The organism is Streptococcus pseudopneumoniae (genome assembly GCF_001070815.1).
Taxonomy (GTDB): domain Bacteria; phylum Bacillota; class Bacilli; order Lactobacillales; family Streptococcaceae; genus Streptococcus; species Streptococcus pseudopneumoniae_P.
The window spans coordinates 19940-37010 of the sequence record NZ_JVLX01000036.1 but is presented as its reverse complement, the minus strand read 5'-3'; the positions used below and the strand labels follow the sequence as shown (position 1 = coordinate 37010).

Sequence of the window (17071 nt, the reverse complement as noted above, 5' to 3'; positions counted from 1 at the left end):
CCAAGCTAGAAAGCTTGATACAGTAGGCATTTGGAAGGTTGATTATTTAACAGCGTCTTTAAGAGCTTTACCAGCTTTGAATGCTGGAACTTTAGAAGCTGCAATTTTGATTTCTTTACCAGTTTGTGGGTTGCGACCTTTACGTGCAGCACGCTCACGAACTTCAAAGTTACCAAAACCGATCAATTGAACTTTTTCACCAGCTGCAAGGTACTCAGTTACTGCTGCGAATACAGCTTCAACTGCTGCTGCTGAGTCTTTCTTAGTCAATTCTGTAGCTTCTGCTACTTTAGCGATCAAATCTTGTTTGTTTGCCATGTTAATGATTCCTCCAATTTAATTTCTAATTAACAAATATAATCATATCCTAAAATCCCTTTTAGGTCAAGTTAAAAGCGCTATTTCTTCCCATTTTATTTATTTTTTTAGGAGTGGTAACGTACTAAAATAGCCCAAGCATTCTCACCCGTGTGAGTTTGAATAATAGAGCCCGTTTCCAAAACTGAAATAGGCTTTTCAACATAAGCTTGTAAGCTTTCTTTCATCTCTTTTGCCCAATCAGCACTACCAGAATATGAAATTCCAATCTCTGCTACAGAACGTTCAGAGAGCGATGTTATCAACTCATCTAACCATTTTTTAAAGGTTTTAGCTCCACGACCTTTAACGATTGGCTGCAACTCATGGTCTTTCATCTGCATGACAACACGGATATTGAGAAGTGAGCTCAACAATCCAGTTACACGGCCAATTCGTCCACCTTTTACTAAATTTTCCAAAGTTGAAACGCCAATATAGAGTTCTGTGTGGTTTTTAACCTCTTCTACATGAGATAAGATTTCCTCCAACTCCTTGCCTTCTTGCGCTAATTTTGCAGCCTCAACAACTTGGAATTTCAAGGCTTGGTCAGTGAAGGAACTATCAATAACTGTCACATCGGCAGTAGATAAGCTAGCACCTTGACGTGCCGCTTCTACAGTACCAGAAAGGGCATGAGACATATGAATAGCAAGAATCTGGCTACCATCTTTACATAGGTCTTCAAAAACTTCAGCAAAGACACCTACAGGTGGCTGACTTGTTTTCGGAAGATTTTTACTTTCTTGCATCAACTGAAGAAATTTACCTTCTTCTTTCAAATCCGCATCAGAATAGACAACATTATCAATCATTACAGATAACGGAACAACAGTGATATCTAATTGTTTTACTAGTTCAGGTTCAATAGTAACAGATGAATCGGTTACAATCTTAATTTTTGTCATAGTATCAATCTTTCTATTTTAGGATTCAGATTGGTTTTCTTACTTTTAATTATATCAAAAAAAGATTAAAAATCCTAATGGAGTCATTCAAATTTTCCTTAAAAATTTGATATAATCTACTTATAAGAAAAGAGGTCCCTATGATTAAAAAAATTTATCCCATTTTAACCATTTTACTAGGTGCTGCTATCTATGCTTTTGGTCTAACTTATTTTGTAGTTCCTCATCATCTCTTTGAGGGAGGGGCGACAGGTATTACCCTCATCACCTTTTATCTTTTTAAAATCCCTGTTTCTCTCATGAACCTGCTGATTAATATTCCCCTTTTCATCCTAGCTTGGAAGATTTTTGGAGCAAAGTCCCTCTATTCTAGTTTACTAGGAACCTTAGCCTTGTCCGCCTGGTTGGCCTTTTTTGAACGTATTCCCCTTCATATTGATCTTCAAGGTGATTTACTAATCACTGCCCTTATAGCTGGGATTCTATTGGGAATTGGTCTTGGAATTATCTTTAATGCTGGAGGTACAACTGGTGGTACTGATATTGTAGCTCGTATTCTCAACAAGTACACTCATATATCAATGGGAAAACTGCTCTTTATCTTAGATTTTTGTATTCTCATGCTCATTCTCCTAATCTTCAAGGACTTGAGATTGGTTTCCTACACGCTCTTATTTGATTTTATCGTTTCGCGTGTCATTGATTTGATTGGCGAAGGTGGCTACGCAGGTAAAGGATTTATGATTATTACCAAACGTCCTGACCAACTTGCTAAGGCGATTAATGATGACCTAGGTAGAGGCGTTACTTTCATCTCAGGTCAAGGTTATTATAGTCAAGAAGATTTAAAAATCATTTACTGTATTGTCGGAAGAAATGAAATTGTGAAAATGAAGGAAATGATTCATCGAATTGATCCTCAAGCCTTTATAACTATTACAGAAGCTCACGAAATCCTTGGAGAAGGATTTACCTTTGAAAAAGAATAAAAAGAGGTCTTGTAGTGACCTCAAAAGTTAGACTACATCATCTATCTTTTGGGTTACAGACAACCTCTTTTTTAATTACCCAAACTCTTAAGACCAATTTCGAGCTACTTCTTCATCAGCCTTTAACTGATCCACTAATTGGTCAACTGAGTCAAATTTGGTCATATCTCGAATGCGATCAAGCCAATAAACCATGACGGTTTCCCCATAAATATCTTGATTAAAATCAAAAATATTGACTTCAAAACGTGCTTCTTCTCCATCAAAGGTCACATTTTTCCCGACACTAGCCATAGCACGATACTTCTGTCTTTGAATCTCAACATCAACGACATAAACGCCATCTGCTGGCATATAAGTACGATCTAAAAGCACCAAATTCGCTGTCGGATAACCAATCGTACGACCACGAGCATTGCCATGAACCACCATACCTCTTGATGGAAGCGGTGCCCCCAAAAGTTCTCCTGCTTCTTTCACATTTCCATCTAAAATAGCTTGACGGATACGAGTTGAACTAATCTTTCCTTTCTCATCTTCTACAGGTGGAACGATAATGACTTCTCCATCAAAGTAATCCTTTAAGTCTTCTGCCGTTTTTTGGTCAGAACCAAATGTATAGTCAAAACCTGCAACAATAATTTTGGCATTCATAGCCTTGATATAAGTTGCAAAAAATTCTTCTGCCGTGAGACTAGCAAATTGACTACTAAAATCAAGGAGATATAATTCTTCTACGCCTTCACGCTTTAGTTTCCTCTCACGTTCAGCAGGGTTCAAAATATGTAAAAACAGATCAGGATGATAAGACTCTAAAGCGATCTTTGGAGATTCATTAAAGGTCATAACAACGATAGGCAATAAGTCCTTTCTCGCAGCCTTATTGGCAACACGAAATAATTCTTGATGCCCCTTGTGTATACCATCAAAATAGCCGAGAACAACGACTGAATCAGATGGTGTGCCAATATCTTTTTGGTTTTTTATAGGAATAGTAATAATCATAAAATAATTATATCATAGCGATAGCTATTTCTGGAACAGAAAATCTAAAATGTCGTTTTTTTCACCTGAAGTGTACTATTTTAGAAGAATTATGTTTTTAAAATCAGAAAAACGCATTATACCAGGCACTTAAAAGCTTGATACAATGCATTTTTTATGAAAAGATTTAATGGGTTTTCTAACAAAATGAATTTCCAGCAGTATTTCCGCTTTCTATTAATAAGTCCCTTCTTCACCTTGGCTAGTCAAGATTACCGGACCATCCTTAGTAATGACAAATTGGTGTTCATATTGGCAAGATAGGCCACCATCAATGGTCTTATGGGCCCAGCCGGTCTTCATATCTGTATCAATTTCCCAGTCACCTGTATTGATCATTGGTTCAATAGTCAAGACCATTCCTTCACGAAGACGGAGTCCTCGACCTGCAATACCATAGTTCGGAACCATTGGTTCTTCGTGCATGGTTGGGCCAACACCATGACCAACCAAATCTCGCACCACACCGTATCCACGACTTTCAGCGTATTCTTGAATAGCCGCACCGATATCACCGATACGATTTCCAACAACAGCTTGCTCAATCCCCTTATACATGGCTTCTTTAGTTACATCCATCAGATTTTTCACTTCTTCGGACGGTGTACCAACAGCATAAGCCCAACATGAGTCTGCAAGACCACCAGAATAGCTCTGAGTGTATTTCTTCATTTGCTCAACATTGTTGAAGTTTAATTTTGAGACATTCAGATCAGACTTAGCAATAGGACCTCCCAAAACCATGTCAACCTTGAGCAAATCACCATCTTTCAAGATATAGTGACGAGGGAAAGCATGAGCCACTTCATCATTAAGAGAGCAGCAGGTAGCATAAGGATAGTCCATCATGGCACCGTCAACACCAATCTGAAGCGGAAGGAAATTTTCTTCCTTACAACGACGTCGGACATACTCTTCAACTTCCCACATATCTACGCCAGGCTTAATCAAATCACGTAAGCCGATATGAATACTTGCTAGAAAATCACCAGCCTTGTCCATAGCTTCGATTTCACGAGCTGATTTTAATGTTATCATTTTTTCTCCTAGTTTCTAATTAATTTTAACAGTCACATTTGCTTTTGAAACAATCTGATGACCATGATAAATATCGTAATCAATAATAGCTGACCGTCTAGTATGGTGGATAATGCGTGCTTGAATGCGCAATATATCATCAATCTGAACAGCCTGCAAAAAGTAGATCAGCATTTGCTCGATGATGAGATTGCGACCACTATTCACAACTAAATCTTGGGTCATATGAGTCAGTATCTCTGCCAATACACCGTTAGCTAAAACACCGTTTTTCTCAAGCATAAAGGGTTCCACTGTAATGACGACTTCATCATGGTGATAAGCGAGTTTTTGACCAATCTGCTCAGAAAAAGTTGGTAGAGCCGAAACTTGAGAACGACTCATCTTCTCCATGACATCTCGTCTTGTCACAACTCCAAGCAAGGTTTGATTATTCCGAACAACCGGTACCATTTCAAAGTCTTCTGCGATCATCCGTTGACTCACATTAGCAATATTTGTTGATAATCCAACTAAAAATAGACTACGAGACATGACCTTATCAATTGTGGTACTTGGTGACTTATCACCCGCATCTCTCATAGTAACAACCCCAACAACGACCTGATGTTGATTGATAACAGGGAAACGACTGCTACGATTCTTACGAACTAAGTCCAAATAATCTTTAACGGTGTCGGTCTCTCTCAGAAAACCATACTCATGACCCGGACGATAAAGTTTCTCAACAGTCAGAATATCAGTCTTGATTTGGACATTTGACAAGGCTTTATTGATCATGGTCGCGACAGTGAAAGTGTCATGCTTACTTCTTAAAACTGGAATTCCTTTTTGATTGGCCAGCTTAAGTACATCATCATGAACCTGAAACCCACCTGTAACCAAAACGGCATTTTCATTTTCAAGTGCTAACAGTTGGATACGGGTACGGTCTCCGACAATCAAGAGCCCCCCATCGTGAAGGTAAGACAAGATATTTTGTTCAGTCATGGCACCAATTGAAAACTTACTAAATTCTCTCTCTAAACCTTCTTGCCCAGCCAGAACCTCAGAAGAAGTCACTTCTGCAATTTCAGCAAAAGTTAATCTTTCAATAGCAACTTTCTGGGATTTGACGCGGATTGTTCCACTTCTAGGACGGGTCTCCACAATTCCACGGTTTTCAGCTTCCTTGATAGCGCGATAGGCCGTTCCATCACTGACTCCCAGATGGTTGGAAATACTACGAACACTGACCCTTTTACCTACTGGTAATTCCTCCAAATAGCTTAGAATTTCCTGATGCTTACTCATTGAATTCTCCTTTTACACACCGAAATTCAAGATAATCCCGCATTTTTCTTGTGTAGCGATCACTTCCCTTAAACTGACGGAACAAACTAAATCCAGCTTTAAGAGCAACCTTTTGACTTGCTTCATTTTCGAGGTGGGTAATAATGGACAATTGTTTTAAGCCAAATTCCTCAAAAGAAAGCTGACAAATTTTTCTAACAACCTCTGTCATAAATCCTTGCGACCAAGCATCTTTTCTCAAAAAATAGCCAAGCTCAGCTTCTTTTTTGATTTCATCTAACTTCTCAAATTTAATAGAACCAATCATTTGTTGATTTTTCTGGTCACAAATTGCCCACACTCCCAAAGGGGACTTCATAAAGTAATTTGCTAATGCATATTGACTTTCTTCCAGACTTGCCTGAGTTGGGAAAATAAATTGTAAATTTTCAGGATTTGAGGCTATCTCATGGAAGTCTTGACTATCACTAAAAAAGAAAGGACGCAAATACAAGCGATCCGTTTCAAAAAAAGAAAACATTGCTAATTTGGTCCAAATATTCATAAACACCTCTACGGTTTAATCCTCAACAAGTGTAATATCCGCTCCTAGATTACGTAATTTTTCAATAATATCAGAATAACCACGTAAGATAAACTCGATATTTGTAATTTCAGTTTTACCTTCAGCCATAAGCCCAGCAATGACTAGTGCAGCCCCAGCTCGTAGGTCAGTCGCTTTAACACTTGCCCCACGCAAATCACGTCCACCTGTGTACAAAATATGACCATTTGTTGTCGAAATGTCCGCATCCATCTTTGCTAGTTCAAAAACATGATTTACACGTTTTTCGTAAATCGTATCAACAATTGTACCACGACCATTCGCTCTTAGTAAAAGTGGGGTAATCGGTTGTTGCAAATCAGTTGCAAAGCCTGGGTAAGGAGCTGTCTTAATATTGATTGCTTTCAAATTAGACTGCTCTTCGACAAAAATGCTGTCTTCAGATACAGTCATTCTCACTCCCATTTCTTCCAGCTTAGCAATAAATCCTTCTAGGTGTTCGTAAAGAACATTATTTATACGAATCCCCTTGCCGACTGCAGCAGCTAAAGAAATATATGTTCCAGCTTCGATACGATCTGGAATCACCTGATGACGGGTTCCATGTAATCTTTCAACACCATCAATAATGATGATATTAGTTCCTGCACCGCGGATATGGGCTCCCATATTATTCAAGAGAGTAGCTACATCAATAATCTCAGGCTCACGGGCTGCATTTTCAATAATGGTACGACCATTTGCTTTAACTGCAGCAATCATCGTATTAATCGTCGCACCAACACTAACCGTATCCATGTAAATACTTGCACCATGAAGTCCTGTATCTTTAGCAGATAACTTCATGTTATCTCCCTCGTAGCTAACAGTGGCACCCATAGCTTCAAAAGCCTTAAGGTGTAGGTCAATCGGACGAGGACCAAGATCACATCCTCCCGGTAAACCAACTGTCGCTTCACCAAAACGGCCTAAGAGACTCCCATAAAAATAGTAAGATGCACGAAGACTGTTAATTTTACCATAAGGCATTGGAATATTTTGAACACCTCTTGGATCAATCTCCAAGACATCATCATAACGCTTAACAGTAGCTCCCATCAATTCCATAATTTCGACAAGACTGGCTACATCCGAAATATCTGGAACACAATCCAAAGTCACCACATCATCTGCCAAAATAATAGCTGGAATCAAAGCTACTACACTATTTTTTGCGCCACTAATGGTAATCTCACCTTGCAGAGGCAAGCCACCATTGATAACAATTTTTCTCATTTTAAATTTTTAATACTCTTTCAAAATTTCTAAAAAGGTCCTGCATTAAAGTATATCATAAATTCACCCTTTTTTCCATCATTTTCAATTATATTAGCTGAATCGGATTTATTAGTAAATGAGCTGTCTTGAAATGTTTTGCCCCCTAAATACAAAAATAGCCCTTCGGATAAAATCCGAGGGGCTAAAAACGTTGTTAAATCAACGGTCGAACTTTTGAATTTCAAGGTTCGGGATAAAATAGTTCACTGAACTATTTTATTTTTTAAGGTTGTAGAATGATTTCAATCCACGGTATTCTGCTACTTCACCAAGTTGGTCTTCGATGCGAAGCAATTGGTTGTATTTAGCGATACGGTCTGTACGTGAAAGTGAACCAGTCTTGATTTGTCCTGCGTTAGTTGCAACTGCGATGTCAGCGATTGTTGAATCTTCAGTTTCACCTGAACGGTGTGATACAACGGCAGTGTAACCAGCTTCTTTCGCCATTTCGATAGCGTCGAATGTTTCAGTAAGAGTACCGATTTGGTTAACTTTGATAAGGATTGAGTTAGCAGCACCTTCTGCAATACCTTTTTCAAGGTAAGAAGTATTTGTTACGAAGAAGTCGTCACCAACCAATTGAACTTTGCCACCAAGACGTTCAGTAAGAGCTTTCCAACCGTCCCAGTCGTTTTCATCCATACCATCTTCGATAGTGATGATTGGGTATTTGTTTACCAATTCTTCAAGGTAGTCGATTTGTTCTGCAGCAGTACGTACAGCTGCTCCTTCACCTTCAAATTTAGTGTAGTCGTAAACTTTACGTTCTTTATCGTAGAATTCTGATGAAGCACAGTCAAATCCGATAAATACGTCTTTACCTGGAACATATCCAGCAGCTTCGATAGCAGCAAGGATAGTTTCAACTCCATCTTCAGTTCCTTCAAAACGAGGAGCGAATCCACCTTCGTCACCTACGGCTGTTTCAAGACCACGAGATTTAAGGATTTTCTTAAGAGCGTGGAAGATTTCAGCACCCCAACGAAGAGCTTCTTTGAATGATGGCGCACCAGCAGGTACGATCATGAACTCTTGGAAAGCAATTGGAGCGTCAGAGTGAGAACCACCGTTGATGATGTTCATCATTGGAGTTGGAAGAACTTTAGTGTTGAATCCACCAAGGTAGCTGTAAAGTGGGATTTCAAGGTAGTCAGCAGCAGCACGAGCTACAGCGATAGACACACCAAGGATTGCGTTAGCACCCAATTTACCTTTGTTAGGAGTACCGTCAAGAGCGATCATAGCACGGTCGATAGCTTGTTGGTCACGTACATCGTAGCCGATGATAGCTTCAGCAATGATGTTGTTTACGTTGTCAACAGCTTTTTGTGTACCAAGACCACCGTAACGAGATTTGTCACCGTCGCGAAGTTCAACTGCTTCGTGTTCACCAGTAGAAGCTCCTGATGGAACCATACCACGTCCGAAAGCACCTGATTCAGTGTAAACTTCTACTTCAAGTGTTGGGTTACCGCGTGAGTCTAGGACTTCGCGAGCGTAAACATCAGTAATAATTGACATTTTTTACTCTCCTTATGAGTTAAATTTTTTACACCTCTATAATACCTTAAAAGCCCTCATTTTTCAAGAAAAAACGTTATCTTTGTGCAAATTTTCCTTAACTTTATGAAGTAATCGCTTTCTTTTGTCTGTTTTATTCTAACTTTTATGATATACTGTTTTCATGACAGATTTATCAAAACAATTACTTGAAAAAGCTCATGGTGGGCCAAAAATAAATCCGGATGAGCAAAGACGTTATCTTGGTACTTTTGAAGAAAGAGTCCTTGGATATGCAGATATTGACACAGCAAATAGCCCTCAGTTAGAAAAAGGTTTTTTATCTATTTTAGAAAACCTTCAAGAAAAAGCAGAGCCACTATTTGTAAAGATTTCTCCAAATATCGAATTTGACAAGCAAGTTTTCTACTTAAAGGAAGCTAAAGAAACTGATAGTCAAGCTACCATTGTATCTGAAGAGCATGCTTCTTCTCCTTTCGGACTGATTATCCATAGCAATGCACCAGTACAAGTAGAAGAAAAGGATCTTCGACTTGCTTTTGCAAAACTTTGGGAAGATAAAAAGGAAGAACCAGCCAAAACATCCATCTGGAAGAAATGGTTTGGCTAAATCTTACGCATATTTAATAAATGCCCTATATTGGCAGCCGTGTGCTCCAAATAGAGACTGGCATTTTTCAAACTATCTTCTAGAGGTTCACTTTTCTCCAAAATTGAAAAAGCCGCTTGGATATTCTCAAATGGTAGGGAAGGTAAATCCTCAGCAATACTACCACAAATAGCAATGACAGGAACTCCGACAGGGGTTCTTTTTGCTACGCCTATCGGCGCTTTCCCAGCAAAGCTTTGACTGTCCAGTCTACCTTCGCCAACGATAACCAAATCAGCATCTGAAACATTCTTATCAAAGTTGATTAAGTCCAAGCAGGTATCAATTCCAGACACGATATTTGCCTGAGCAAAGGTACACAAACCACCAGCAATGCCTCCACCAGCTCCTGCTCCTTTAATTTGCAATGTTACAGGTGAGACTTTTTCATAAAAATCTTGGATTGCCTGATCTACGACTGCAAACATAGTAGGATGTAAACCTTTTTGTTTGCCAAAAGTGTAAGTCGCACCTTGATGACCACATAAGGGACTCACGACATCTGCTAAAATACGAATTTGCACATCTTCAGGAATTTCATAGCGATTTTCTGTTGAAACAGAAGCTAAGTTTAGTAAGGACTGACCGCATGCAGGTAAGACATTTCCATCCCTATCATAAAATTGATAACCTAAACCAGTAGCAATACCAATACCGCCATCATTACTGGCCGTACCACCAACACCGATATAGATATCTTTAATCCCTTTAACAATGAGGTGGCGAATCAACTCTCCAATACCACAAGTTTGGATTTGCAGTGGATTTCGTTTCTCTAGCGGAATTTTTCCAAGGCCAACCAAGTCGGCAACTTCAAATAGTGCCAGTTGACTTTTTTGAAAATAGCGCATTGCTTCTTTTTGTCCAAAAGGTCCTGTCACTTGGATCCATTTTTCTTCAAGGTCAAGAGAATGTCGAATGGAATCTACTGTACCTTCGCCACCATCACCAACAGGGCAGAGAAGACATTCTACATCTGCTATTGATTGTTGGAAGCCTCTTTTTATTGCTTCAGCCACCTGTTGAGCGGACAAGCTTTCCTTAAACGAATCTGGTGCAATTACAATCTTCATATTTTCCCTCATTCTAAACAGTCAATCAAAGGTAGAGCTTCTAAAAAATCCCTCTTGTCAACATGATGTTGTATTTCTTTTTTGAGTACCTCTTTGGCACAAAAAGCAATTCCCAGTCCTGCTGACTTCAACATTAATAGATCATTGGCCCCGTCACCGATTGCAATCGTTCTTTCTTTAGGAAGTTTTAGTTTCTCTCTCCATTTTTCCAGAGTCTCTTTTTTGACCTGGGGACTGATAATTTGTCCAACTAATTTTCCTGTTAGATGACCGTCTTTATCTTCAAGTTGATTGGCAGAGAAATAGGCAATACCGAGAGATTTTGCTAATCTATCAACTATTGGTGTAAATCCACCGGACACCAGACCAACTTGAATGCCATTCTTTTGGAGAATGGAAATGAATTCCTGGGCATTTGGAGATAGATGAATAGAGTTGAAGACTTTATCAAAGATCGAAATAGAAAGGCCTTCCAACAAGGAAACTCTTTTTCTTAAACTGCTTTCAAAGTCTATCTCTCCTCGCATTGCCCAACTTGTAATCTGAGATATTTCCTCCTCACGACCTACCTCTCTACCCAAAAGATCAATTACTTCTTCTAGGATTAAGGTTCCATCAACATCCATAACACACAATCCTTTTACTTGAGACATCACTCCTCCTCTCTAAATAGCCCAAAAATCGTATGAAATCATCATACGATTTTATCTATTAATTAACTAAACTATGGTACAAGTCAAGGTATGACTTGCAGGCTGTATCCCATGAGAAATCACACTCCATAGCTTGTTTTTGTAGACTTCTCCAAACATCAGGATGGTTTCTATACAAGTCCAAAGCTGTTTGGAAAGTCCAATTCAACCAGTAAGGAGATAGATTGTCAAAGCTAAAGCCAGTACCGCTTCCTTCAATTGGATTAAAGGCTTTAACGGTATCTCGCAACCCACCAACTTCATGGACCAATGGCAAGGTTCCGTAACGCATAGCCATCATTTGAGACAAACCACATGGTTCAAAACGACTTGGCATAAGGAAGAGGTCACAAGCAGCGTAGATTTCTTGAGCTAGTTTGACATCAAAAGTGATATTTGCTGATAGCTTGTCTGGGTAGATTTGAGCAAACCATGAGAAAGCTCCTTCAAAGGCTGGATCTCCAGTTCCCAAAAGAACAATCTGAATATCATTTTGCAAGATATGGTGCAAACTTTCCACCACCACATCAAAACCTTTTTGACGTGTCAAACGAGAAACAATTCCCACCAGTAGAACATCAGTCCTAACGGGTAAGCCAACTCTTTCTTGCAATTTTGCCTTATTCTGGGCCTTCCCAGACAAATCTTCCTGATTAAAATGATAGTCTAAAAGGGCATCCGTCTGAGGATTATAAAGGTCAGCATCAATCCCATTTACGATACCAGAGACCTTACCAGACTCCATTCGAAGAATCTGATCCAAGTTACATCCAAACTGACTAGTCATAATTTCATGAGCATAGCTAGGCGAAACGGTTGAAACACGATCCGCATAGAGAATACCAGCCTTCATCCAGTTCAGACAGTTATTCCAGCGAAGGGTACCATCAGCATAACGCTCAAAGCCAACTCCAAACAAATCCCATAACATTCCTTCTGAAAATTGTCCTTGGAATTCCAAATTATGAATGGTTAAAACAGTTTTAATGCCCTCATAGGCTTGAATCCAACGGTATTTTTCCTTCAACAAGAAAGGAATCATAGCTGTATGGTAGTCATGAGCATGGAGAAGATCAGGAATAAAGTCAATCCTTTCCAAAGCCTCAATGGCAGCTAGTTGGAAGAAAGCAAAGCGTTCTCCGTCATCAAAATCGCCGTAAACATGACCACGGAAGAAATAATATTGGTTGTCAATAAAGTAGAAGGTCACACCGTTTAAGACTGTTTTCTTAATCCCACAATACTGTCTGCGCCAACCAACACTCACCTCAAAATGAAGAACATCTTCAATCTGATTTCCAAATTTAGCCTCTACCATGTCATAGTAGGGTAAAATTACTGCAACTTCATGGCCCGCTTTTACCAGTGATTTAGGAAGAGCGCCAATGACGTCTCCCAAACCACCTGTTTTTGAAAAGGGCGCACCCTCAGCTGCTACAAATAAAATTTTCATGAATGAATATCCTCTGTTACTTTAGCACCTTTCTTAACGACGACTGGATGTTCTGCAGTTCCACGGATCACAACTCCATCCGCAACTTCAACACCCTTGTCCAAGATAGCATATTCTACCTGAGCACCTTCTCCAATAACAACACGAGGGAATAAGATGCTATCTTTAACCAAGCTATCCTTATGGACATGAATATTACGTGATAAAACAGAATTAGCCACTTGACCTTCAATGATACTACCAGAGGCAAACTGAGAAGTGCTTACCTTAGATGTATTAGCATAATAAGTTGGTTCTTCGTTTTTGACCTTTGTATAAATCTTTTGATTTGGTGAGAAGAGAGAGTAGAATTTTTGAGATTCAAGCATATCTTTATTAGCTTTGTAATAAGACTCTACAGAATGAATATTTGCCAGATAACCTGTGTACTCGTAGGCAAAAGCCCCTTCTTTTACCGCCAAATCCCGTAAAACATAACGCAATTTCTCTGGATGTTCTTTCTTAGCTTCTTCTTCTAAGCGTTCAATCAACCAAGGTGTATCGACGACAAAGATATCTGTGGACATATTGTAAACTTCATCTGATGATTTACTATCAAAGAGTTTATGAGAACGGACATGGTCTGTTTCATCCACTTCTAAGATTGCATTTACTTCTGAAATATCTTTTTTAGGTAGTTTTTTATAAACTACAGTGATTGGACCTTTTGTTGTAGTGTGTAGGTGGAATACTTGGTTCAGATCAATATTAATCAAAACATCACAGTTAAGTGACACTGTTTGGTTTGAGCCGGAACGTTTCAAATAAGTAAGAAGCTGTTGGTAGTATTCTTTTCCAACTGTACTACTTTCCACACGGGTATTGTAAATACCTAGATAGTAGTGGCTAAGAAGAGTTGACAATCCCCACTCACGACCAGAACGGATATGGTCAAAGACTGAACTGATATTGTCTTGTTGGAAAATACCAAAAATACTACGGACACCAGCATTAGCAAGACTTGAAAGCGGGAAGTCAATCAAACGATATTTACCACCAAATGGCAAACTAGCTACTGGACGGTGGTCGGTCAATGTTGACATATCATGAAAACCAACTGTGTTTCCTAAAATGGCAGAATATTTATCAATCTTCATCTGTTGCTACCCCCACTACTTCATCATATCCTACAACTTGTACTTCTTCTGTTCCATCAATTTCGACACCATCAGAAATAACTGCGCCTTCACCAATAATGGCACGTTTGATTTTAGCTCCCTGACCAACAATTGCACCACTCATGATAACTGAATCTACTACTTCTGCCCCTTCGCGAACTTGCGCACCTGTTGAGAGGATAGAATGTTTAACAGTTCCATCTACGAAACAGCCATCAACAACCAAGGAATCTTCCACGTGAGCATTTGCCCCGAGGAAGTTTGGTGGTGAAATTAAGTTTCTTGAGTAAATCTTCCATTGACGGTTACGGCTATCCAAGGCATTTTCTGGTGAAATATATTCCATGTTAGCTTCCCAAAGCGATTCAATCGTACCAACGTCTTTCCAGTAACCATTAAATTCATAGGCATAGACACTTTCACCTGACTCAAGGTAATTTGGAATGACATTCTTACCAAAGTCTGACATATCGACATTGCTCTTTTCAGCAGCAACAAGCATATTGCGGAGACGTTGCCAATCAAAGATATAGATCCCCATAGAAGCTTTGGTCGATTTAGGTTGAGCTGGTTTTTCTTCAAATTCAACAATGCGGTTATTGGCATCTGTGTTCATGATACCAAAACGGCTAGCTTCTTTAAGAGGAACATCAAGAACTGCGACTGTCAAACTAGCATTATTATCTTTGTGAGACTGGAGCATATCATCATAGTCCATTTTATAGATGTGGTCCCCAGATAGAATCAAGACATACTCAGGGTTGACACTGTCGATATAGTCGATATTTTGGTAAATAGCGTGGCTAGTCCCCTCAAACCAACGATTTCCTTCACTTGCAGAATAAGGTTGAAGAATAGAGACACCAGAATTGATACCATCTAGTCCCCAGCTTGAACCATTCCCGATATGGTTGTTGAGAGCAAGTGGTTGGTACTGGGTAATGACTCCAACATTGTTGATGCCTGAGTTGGCACAGTTTGAAAGAGCAAAGTCAATGATACGGTAGAGCCCACCAAATTGCACAGCTGGTTTTGCAATGCTTTGAGTGAGTTTACCGAGACGAGTTCCTTGCCCACCAGCAAGAATCAAAGCTAACATTTCATTCTTCATTTTCTACTCCTTTTTGGTTTTTACTTGTGACGGTTTTAGTAGGTTTCAAGCGACGTTTGATTTTCCAAACACTTGCTCCCATAGCCGGTAGGGTAAAGGTCAAGGTCTGCTCATAATCTTTCCATAGCCCTTCTTGCGTTTGCACAGTTTGATTATGTTCTTTCCAAACGCCTCCCCACTCTTCTAACTCAGTATTCCAGACCTCTTCGTAAATCCCTGCAACAGGAAGTCCGATTGTAAAATCTTTTCGTTCAACAGGTGCCATGTTAAAGATACAGACTAACATATCATCCTTCTTACCCTTACGGATGAAGGAAAGAACACTCTGGTCTCTATTATCCGCATCGATGATTTCAATACCATCATAGCTGTTATCAATTTCCCACAGACAGCGGTGGTCTTTGTAGAACTTGTTTAGCTGAGATGTAAAATACTTCATCTTCACATTCATTGGGTCTTCTAGGTTAGACCATTCCAACTGTTCTTCAGATTTCCATTCTAGGAATTGGCCGTATTCGCTACCCATGAAAAGCAATTTCTTACCAGGGTGACAAATTTGGTAAGTGTAGAGATTACGCAAGCCTGCGAATTGATTATAACGATCTCCCCACATCTTGTGCATCATACTCTTCTTGCCATGAACCACTTCATCGTGTGAGAATGGTAAGAGATAGTTCTCCTTGAAGACATACATAAAGCTGAAAGTCACTAGGTTAAAGTCATATTTACGATAAATCGGATCTTCTTCGTAGAATCGGAGGATGTCATTCATCCAACCCATATTCCATTTGTAGTCAAATCCTAGACCATCTGAATCCTTAGTGTCAGTAATCTGAGTAGCTGATGAACTTTCCTCAGCTATCATCATCACGTCTGGATGAACTAGTTTAATCACATTATTCAAGCGTTGAAGGAAATAATATCCTTCATAGTTGAGATTGCCACCATCTTTATTAGGTGTCCATGGAGCATCATCGTAGTCAAGATAGAGCATGTTGCTAACTGCATCCACGCGAATACCGTCCAAATGGTAAAAGTCAATCCAAAACTTAATACTAGAAATCAAGAAAGACTGGACTTCATTCTTTCCAAGGTCAAAATTGAGAGCTCCCCAACCGTAGTTATGAGCCTTATTATGGTCTTGGTATTCAAAAGTCGGTGTTCCATCATAATAAGCCAAGGCATCATCATTAATAGTAAAGTGACCAGGTACCCAGTCTACGATAACGCCTATATTGTTTAAGTGACATTCCTCAACAAAATCTTGAAACTCTTCAGGACGACCATAGGCATGCTCTAAAGCAAAGTAACCCATAAGCTGATAGCCCCAACTCAAACCTAGTGGGTGAGACATCAGGGGCATAAACTCAATGTGAGTATAATTCATCTCAACCAAGTAAGGAATGAGTTCATCTTTCAATTGAGCAAAACTATAGGGGCTGCCATCAGGATTCCTCTTCCAAGAGCCAGCATGAGCCTCGTAAATATTGACAGGACGCTCTTCAAAGCTCAAACGTTTTCTACGAGCTAGCCAGAGACCGTCCTTCCATTTCTTTTCTGGAATATCTGTTAAAATAGCACCAGTCCCAGGTCGTGCCTCATATCGTACAGCCAAAGGGTCAATCTTCATCAGCTGATGACCATTTGAACGTGTGATATGGTACTTATAAATTTGGCCTTCTTGAGCAAGACTGGTAAAGACTTCCCAGACTCCAAATTCATTCCGTTCCATCGGAATTTGATGTTCAACCCAATTGGTGAAATCCCCTACCAAGTGAACAGCCTGAGCATTAGGCGCCCACACACGAAAAGTATAGCCATACTCTCCATTTTTTTCTTCCCTATGAGCTCCCAGATAGTGCTGGAGGTGAAAATTTTCACCTGTCATAAAGGTTTTTAAAGCATTATTCTTATCCATACACCCT

At 39.5% G+C, this 17071-nt stretch carries 16 protein-coding genes; 2 read left to right on the top strand and 14 right to left on the bottom strand.

The features are described from left to right. Positions 1-42: 42 nt before the first annotated feature. Both ADG81_RS04030 and ADG81_RS04025 read right to left on the bottom strand, forming a co-directional pair. Positions 43-318 (bottom strand): HU family DNA-binding protein, encoded by a 276-nt coding sequence (locus ADG81_RS04030; RefSeq protein ID WP_001284640.1) that lies wholly within the window; start codon positions 316-318, stop codon positions 43-45. A 107-nt stretch (positions 319-425) separates the two neighbouring features. Then, the gene (locus ADG81_RS04025; RefSeq protein ID WP_049500761.1) at positions 426-1265 is read right to left on the bottom strand and encodes a DegV family protein; all 840 of its coding nucleotides are present in this window, start codon (positions 1263-1265) and stop codon (positions 426-428) included. 140 nt (positions 1266-1405) lie between these two features. Between ADG81_RS04025 and ADG81_RS04020 the strand changes: the two genes are divergently transcribed. Continuing rightward, positions 1406-2254, top strand: coding sequence for a YitT family protein (locus ADG81_RS04020; RefSeq protein ID WP_000592066.1), 849 nt, complete (start codon positions 1406-1408; stop codon positions 2252-2254). Between the two features lie 87 nt (positions 2255-2341). On the opposite strand, the gene ADG81_RS04015 is transcribed toward ADG81_RS04020, so the two are convergent. From ADG81_RS04015 to eno, 6 genes are all read right to left on the bottom strand, one after another. Further along, positions 2342-3259 carry a bifunctional riboflavin kinase/FAD synthetase gene (locus tag ADG81_RS04015; protein ID WP_049550969.1) on the bottom strand — a complete coding sequence of 306 codons (918 nt, stop codon included), beginning with the start codon at positions 3257-3259 and terminating at the stop codon, positions 2342-2344. 216 nt (positions 3260-3475) lie between these two features. Further along, the gene (locus ADG81_RS04010) at positions 3476-4336 is read right to left on the bottom strand and encodes a methionyl aminopeptidase (protein WP_000631543.1); all 861 of its coding nucleotides are present in this window, start codon (positions 4334-4336) and stop codon (positions 3476-3478) included. A gap of 15 nt (positions 4337-4351) precedes the next feature. Then, positions 4352-5629 (bottom strand): CBS-HotDog domain-containing transcription factor SpxR, encoded by a 1278-nt coding sequence (spxR, locus tag ADG81_RS04005; RefSeq protein ID WP_049550968.1) that lies wholly within the window; start codon positions 5627-5629, stop codon positions 4352-4354. Then, a complete protein-coding gene (locus ADG81_RS04000) occupies positions 5622-6173 on the bottom strand; it encodes a GNAT family N-acetyltransferase (protein WP_049550967.1) in 552 nt (183 codons plus the stop codon). Before ADG81_RS04000 ends, spxR begins: the two co-directional genes overlap by 8 nt. A 15-nt stretch (positions 6174-6188) precedes the next feature. Further along, on the bottom strand, positions 6189-7448 hold the full coding sequence (locus ADG81_RS03995) for a UDP-N-acetylglucosamine 1-carboxyvinyltransferase (protein WP_001227091.1): 1260 nt from the start codon (positions 7446-7448) through the stop codon (positions 6189-6191). A gap of 258 nt (positions 7449-7706) precedes the next feature. Then, positions 7707-9011 (bottom strand): surface-displayed alpha-enolase, encoded by a 1305-nt coding sequence (gene eno / locus ADG81_RS03990; protein ID WP_000022821.1) that lies wholly within the window; start codon positions 9009-9011, stop codon positions 7707-7709. Positions 9012-9174: 163 nt separating this feature from the next. Between eno and ADG81_RS03985 the strand changes: the two genes are divergently transcribed. Beyond that, positions 9175-9621 carry a YueI family protein gene (locus ADG81_RS03985; protein ID WP_049550966.1) on the top strand — a complete coding sequence of 149 codons (447 nt, stop codon included), beginning with the start codon at positions 9175-9177 and terminating at the stop codon, positions 9619-9621. On the opposite strand, the gene ADG81_RS03980 is transcribed toward ADG81_RS03985, so the two are convergent. From ADG81_RS03980 to glgB, 6 genes are read right to left on the bottom strand one after another with little or no spacing between them, the layout of a single operon-like run. Next, positions 9618-10733, bottom strand: a complete 1116-nt coding sequence (locus ADG81_RS03980; RefSeq protein WP_049550965.1) for a glycerate kinase — start codon at positions 10731-10733, stop codon at positions 9618-9620. The two genes, ADG81_RS03985 and ADG81_RS03980, sit on opposite strands and share 4 nt — an antisense overlap. An 8-nt stretch (positions 10734-10741) precedes the next feature. After that, positions 10742-11386, bottom strand: a complete 645-nt coding sequence (gene serB, locus ADG81_RS03975) for a phosphoserine phosphatase SerB (RefSeq protein WP_020901394.1) — start codon at positions 11384-11386, stop codon at positions 10742-10744. Between the two features lie 58 nt (positions 11387-11444). Further along, a complete protein-coding gene (glgA, locus tag ADG81_RS03970) occupies positions 11445-12878 on the bottom strand; it encodes a glycogen synthase GlgA (RefSeq protein WP_049550964.1) in 1434 nt (477 codons plus the stop codon). Beyond that, on the bottom strand, positions 12875-14014 hold the full coding sequence (gene glgD / locus ADG81_RS03965) for a glucose-1-phosphate adenylyltransferase subunit GlgD (RefSeq protein ID WP_049550963.1): 1140 nt from the start codon (positions 14012-14014) through the stop codon (positions 12875-12877). Before glgD ends, glgA begins: the two co-directional genes overlap by 4 nt. Further along, positions 14004-15146, bottom strand: coding sequence for a glucose-1-phosphate adenylyltransferase (locus tag ADG81_RS03960; protein WP_049550962.1), 1143 nt, complete (start codon positions 15144-15146; stop codon positions 14004-14006). Before ADG81_RS03960 ends, glgD begins: the two co-directional genes overlap by 11 nt. After that, a complete protein-coding gene (gene glgB, locus ADG81_RS03955) occupies positions 15136-17064 on the bottom strand; it encodes a 1,4-alpha-glucan branching protein GlgB (protein WP_049550961.1) in 1929 nt (642 codons plus the stop codon). The genes ADG81_RS03960 and glgB overlap by 11 nt, the downstream gene beginning before the upstream one ends. Positions 17065-17071: the final 7 nt, after the last annotated feature.